We start from the raw sequence: 4,628 nt of genomic DNA on the forward strand, positions 1-4,628 counted from the left end.
GGGCAGGTGAACGCGGCGGCGAGCCGCATCGGCACCCTGCTGGTGCCCGGGCCGCTGGCCAGCGGTGTGCGGTCGCCGCCGACGACGAGCTGCGGCGCGACGGACAGCACGAGCTCGTCGACCGCGCCCTCGCGGAGGAAGGTGCCGAGGAGTCCGGGGCCGCCCTCGAATGCCACCTCGGACGCCCCGAAGTGGGTGGCCAGCGATCGGACCGCCGCGCGCAGCGGCCCGGGGTCCAGCACGTGGACGGTCACGCCCTGTCGGCGGGCGGCCTCCAGGCGGTCGCCCGGGACGCCGTGTGCGGCGACGACCTGGACGGCGTCGCCCAGGGGCGCGCAGTGGTCGATCAGCCGGTCGGGGATGCTCCGGGTGAACACCAGGACCACCGGCGGGGGACCGGGGCGTCGGTCCGCCCAGGCGTCGGCGATCGTGGCGGGACCGTATCCCTCGGTCAGCGCCGTGGCGGAGCCCACCATCACCAGGTCGGCCCGGGCGCGCATGGCGTCGTAGACGAGCCTGTCGGTCGGGGTGCCGAGCCCGCCGCTACGCCCGTCGACGGTCGTGCTGCCGTCGACCGTGGAGATCATTACCGCCCGGATGCGGGGCAGGGCGAGATCGGGCTCCGGCTCCAGCGCCTCCCAGAGGGTGTCCAGGGCCGCGGGGTCGTCGTCGATCACGGTGAGCCGTGTCGTGTGCACCGCGGACTCCTTCCGTTCTGACGTCGGATGCCCCCACGATAGGCTCTGCGTATGGTCTCTCGCCTCGTTGACGTCACCCCGGTGGTCCCTGCCGACCAGCTCGTGGCCCAGATGGTGCCGCCGTCGATGTTCGACGACGTCAGCTTCGACTCCTACATCCCGGATCCGGCGCAGCCCTCGCAGGCCGCCGCGGTCAAGGCGTGTCGGCAGTTCGCGGAGGAGGTCAACTCGCGGCGCGCGCCGAAGAAGGGCCTATTCGGGCGGCGCCCCAAGGCCGTCCAGGGCACCGGTATCTACCTCGACGGCGGGTTCGGCGTGGGTAAGACCCACCTGTTGACCTCGATCTATCACAACTGTCCCGAGCCGAAGGCGTTCGGCACGTTCGTCGAGCTGACGCACGTGGTGGGTGCGCTCGGCTTCAACCGGGCGGTCGAGGAGCTCTCGGGCCACTCCGTGCTGTGCATCGACGAGTTCGAGCTCGACGACCCGGGCGACACCATGCTCGTCTCCCGCCTGCTCGCCGAGCTGACGACGGCCGGCGTCAGTGTGGCGGCCACGTCCAACACCCTGCCCGAGCAGCTGGGGGAGGGGCGCTTCGCGGCCAAGGACTTCATGCGGGAGATCCGCAAGATGTCGGGCATCTTCGAGTCCATCCGGGTGGACGGCCCGGACTACCGGCACCGCAACCTGCCGCCGGCCCCGGACCCGATGACCGACGATGACCTGCGGGCGGACGCCGAGGCGGTCGACGGCGCGACGTTCGATGACTTCGACGAGCTGTGCCAGCACCTGTCGACCCTGCATCCCTCCAAGTACAACCGCCTGGTCGACGGGGTGAACCGTGTCTGCCTGAGCGGGGTCAAGCCGCTGCCGGACCAGTCGATCGCGCTGCGGCTCGTGGTGCTCGCGGACCGTCTCTACGACGCGGGCATCCCGGTGCGGAACTCGGGCGACAAGCTGGACGCGATCTTCACCGAGGAGATGGTCGCCGGCGGGTACCGCAAGAAGTACCTGCGGGCGACTTCGCGCCTGCTGGCGCTGTCCCGCTTCGAGACCGTCGGCGGCTGAGCGCCGGCCGCAGCTGGCTCATTCCCGACGGCAGCGCCGCAGCCGGCTGATCGCCGGCCGCAGCTGGCTCATTCCCGACCGCAGCGCCGCGGCGCGCCCGGGGCCGGCGACCCGCCCGGGTTCTCAACCCGCGACGTCGCTTATCGGATCACCCGCCACCCATCGGCCTCCGCGCCGCCTATCTGCCTACGCACCACCTATCCGATAGCGCGCCACCTATCCGATAGCGCGACGCCTACGGGATCCCACAGGTGGCGCGTGGGCAGATAGGTGGCGTTGCCACAGCCGGGCATCGCCAGGGCGGCCTATCCCGAAGGAGCGCTCGAGGACCGGGATCGTCCGGCCGCGGCAGCGCGGCTCAGAAAGAGCGCGATTCAGAGAGGCAGTTCGTAGACGACATCGGTGTTGGCGACGCCGCCCACGTCAAGAGTCCGGTTCCCGCGGGGCTCGAACCCGTGCTTGACGTAGAACCGACGGGCCCGCGCGTTCGCGATATTCGTGGCCAACCAGACGCTCCGCACACCCGACTGTCGACTTCGCGCCGTCACGTCGTCGAGCATCCGGGACGCGATCCCTGCGCCGTGGTGGTCCGGGTCGACATAGAACTTGCTGATACCCCTCGTGGGGCGGTGGACGATCTGCGCTGCGCAGTCGGGATCCATCACGGTGCCCTCGACGAGCAGTACGTACCCCACGATCGCGCCGCAGTCTGCCCGGCACACCAGCACCTCGTGGTCCGAGGACTCCGTGTATGCCCTGAACGCCTCCTCACTGAGGTGCTCGGCGATGAAGGCCTCGATCACCCCCGCGTCGAGGTCCGGCGGGCACGCCAGCGGGAACGTACGGGCGGCCAGATCCGACAGGGGGCGGAGGTCGGCTTCTACGGCCTCGTCGAGTCGCGCGGTCACCCGACCAGCCTAGGGGCACCGTTCACGCGTGCAGATGGAGGCTCTCGTCCTCGCGTACCCCGCGGATGACATACCGCTCGATGTCGTCGCCACCGCCGAGGACGAGTGTGACCTCATACGAGTCGGCGGCGGTCCGGCGGAGGTCGGCGAGGACCCCGGTGGTATGACGGAAGTCGACGACGCGGCCGCGCATGCTCGCCACGTCGGCCCGGCCGACGGTCGTCGAATGGTGGAGCCGAGGCGTGGCAGTCATGCAACCATCATCCGTGACGGACATCACGCAGGCGGAACGGTCAGGTACCGGTACGGCGGCGATCCACCCAACGGCAGGGGCCCGCGGGTTAGTCCCGAAGTGCATCGCAGTGCCGGCGCTTCAACGCCGAAAGCCCCGGCCGGGGCCGGGGCTTTCGTGTGGTGCGCGATACTGGGATTGAACCAGTGACCTCTTCCGTGTCAGGGAAGCGCTCTCCCGCTGAGCTAATCGCGCGGGTTCTGCGCCCGGACGAGTCCGGACGTAGAGGTGGAGACGGGAATCGAACCCGTGTTGACGGCTTTGCAGGCCGCTGCCTCACCACTCGGCCACTCCACCGCAAAGGTATCGAGCCTGGTGAGGACGTCCTGGCTCCTCGATCCCTCCGAGCGGATGACGGGATTCGAACCCGCGACCCTCACCTTGGCAAGGTGATGCGCTACCAGCTGCGCCACATCCGCATCGCTTCCCGGCTCGCTGTTGCTCACCGCGTTGCGAGAATGAACATTAGCCGACGAGTTCCGCGGAACACAAATCCGGGGCCGGAAATGCGGGATGAACTGGGCAGATGTCCGAAATCGGCGCTCCGCAGCCGCCCCCGGCAGTCCCACACGCGGCCCGATCGGCAACCGGGGCCAGCGACGATCTCCGCGACCGCCGCGCCCGTGCCGTTCCCGCAGCGAACGCGCTTGCCGGTCCACGCTGCGATCAGGCCCACCCGGTGGCGAATCCGCGCGGGGCCCACGGCGGGCTCGGCAGACCCTTCGGCGAATTCCACCCGCGGCGCCTCCGAGCGCGCGGCTCAGATTTCGCGTCGCCTGTGATCACTCGCCGGTCGGGTGCGCGGACGGCGGCGGCCGGAGGGGGCGGGGCGCGGCGGGGTCGAGGCGGACGTGACGGGGGAGTGAGGCGGTGGGCCCGTGCTGGGCGGTTGCGAGGATGCGTACCCCGAATTGGGCGGCGGGCCGGGGCTTGCTACAGTGTTCCGGTGCCGAGCGAGAGAGCCCGGCGACATGCGGTCCTATAGCTCAGCGGAAGAGCGCTCCGTTCACACCGGAGAGGTCACTGGTTCGAACCCAGTTAGGACCACAATCACAGCAGAAGCCCTCCCGGACATCGGGAGGGCTTCTGTCGTCGCAGGGGTCGATCGGGGCGCGGGAGCAGCCGGAGCGCAGGGCTGCCCGGCGGCGACGTGTCAGCCGGCGTCGGTTGTGGGCTCCGCGCTGGCCTCCGATGCCTGCTCCAATGCCTGCACGAACACCTCCACAGGCTGCGCGCCGCTCACCGCGAGCCGACCGTCGAACACGAAGAACGGCACCCCTCGGACCCCGAGGCCGCGGGCGGTCTCCACGTCGCGCCGCACCTCGTCGGAGAAATCGTCACCGGCAAGCGTCCGGTCGACCGCGTCGGAGGGCAGGCCGGCGTTGACACCGATCTTCCGGAGCACAGCGGGGTCCGAGATCACCTGCCCCTCGGAGAAGTGGGCGCGGCGCAGTCCCTCGTCCACCTCGTCGGCGCGCCCGTGCTTCGCCGCCAGCGCGGCGAGCCGGTGGGCGTCGAACGTCGAGCAGACCCGCGCCGACCGCCAGTTAAATTCGAGGCCCAACTCGCGGAACCGGGCGGCCATCTGTTCCTGGCCAGCCTCCGCCTCGGCCCGGGACATCCCGTATTTGCGGGCTAGTGGGCATCTCCGTTAGTTCGTCG

Annotated in this window: 5 protein-coding genes and 4 tRNA genes; 2 read left to right on the top strand and 7 right to left on the bottom strand. The window is 70.3% G+C overall.

Annotation, left to right across the window (positions count from 1 at the left end; genetic code table 11):
* Positions 1-698 (bottom strand): dihydrofolate reductase family protein (locus HMPREF3086_RS09645; protein WP_070721577.1); only part of this gene is annotated, 698 nt, incomplete at its 3' end.
* Between the two features lie 51 nt (positions 699-749).
* On the opposite strand from HMPREF3086_RS09645, the gene zapE reads away from it, so the two are divergent.
* Positions 750-1,766, top strand: coding sequence for a cell division protein ZapE (gene zapE, locus HMPREF3086_RS09650; RefSeq protein WP_061227698.1), 1,017 nt, complete (start codon positions 750-752; stop codon positions 1,764-1,766).
* A 374-nt stretch (positions 1,767-2,140) separates the two neighbouring features.
* Here zapE and HMPREF3086_RS09655 read toward each other — a convergent pair whose 3' ends face one another.
* From HMPREF3086_RS09655 to HMPREF3086_RS09675, 5 genes are all read right to left on the bottom strand, one after another.
* On the bottom strand, positions 2,141-2,674 hold the full coding sequence (locus HMPREF3086_RS09655) for a GNAT family N-acetyltransferase (protein ID WP_061915578.1): 534 nt from the start codon (positions 2,672-2,674) through the stop codon (positions 2,141-2,143).
* A gap of 22 nt (positions 2,675-2,696) precedes the next feature.
* Positions 2,697-2,927 carry a hypothetical protein gene (locus HMPREF3086_RS09660; protein WP_007627691.1) on the bottom strand — a complete coding sequence of 77 codons (231 nt, stop codon included), beginning with the start codon at positions 2,925-2,927 and terminating at the stop codon, positions 2,697-2,699.
* 159 nt (positions 2,928-3,086) lie between these two features.
* Positions 3,087-3,161 (bottom strand) — tRNA-Val (locus tag HMPREF3086_RS09665).
* A gap of 31 nt (positions 3,162-3,192) precedes the next feature.
* Positions 3,193-3,263: transfer RNA gene (locus HMPREF3086_RS09670), tRNA-Cys, on the bottom strand.
* Positions 3,264-3,312: 49 nt separating this feature from the next.
* Positions 3,313-3,385, bottom strand: a tRNA-Gly gene (locus HMPREF3086_RS09675).
* Between the two features lie 556 nt (positions 3,386-3,941).
* Between HMPREF3086_RS09675 and HMPREF3086_RS09680 the strand changes: the two genes are divergently transcribed.
* Positions 3,942-4,013, top strand: a tRNA-Val gene (locus tag HMPREF3086_RS09680).
* Positions 4,014-4,119: 106 nt separating this feature from the next.
* Here the strand turns inward: HMPREF3086_RS09680 and HMPREF3086_RS09685 are convergent.
* The gene (locus HMPREF3086_RS09685) at positions 4,120-4,587 is read right to left on the bottom strand and encodes a DsbA family oxidoreductase (protein WP_246830951.1); all 468 of its coding nucleotides are present in this window, start codon (positions 4,585-4,587) and stop codon (positions 4,120-4,122) included.
* Between the last annotated feature and the right edge of the window lie 41 nt (positions 4,588-4,628).

Origin of the sequence: Dietzia sp. HMSC21D01 (genome assembly GCF_001815995.1) — a bacterium.
GTDB lineage: Bacteria > Actinomycetota > Actinomycetes > Mycobacteriales > Mycobacteriaceae > Dietzia > Dietzia cinnamea.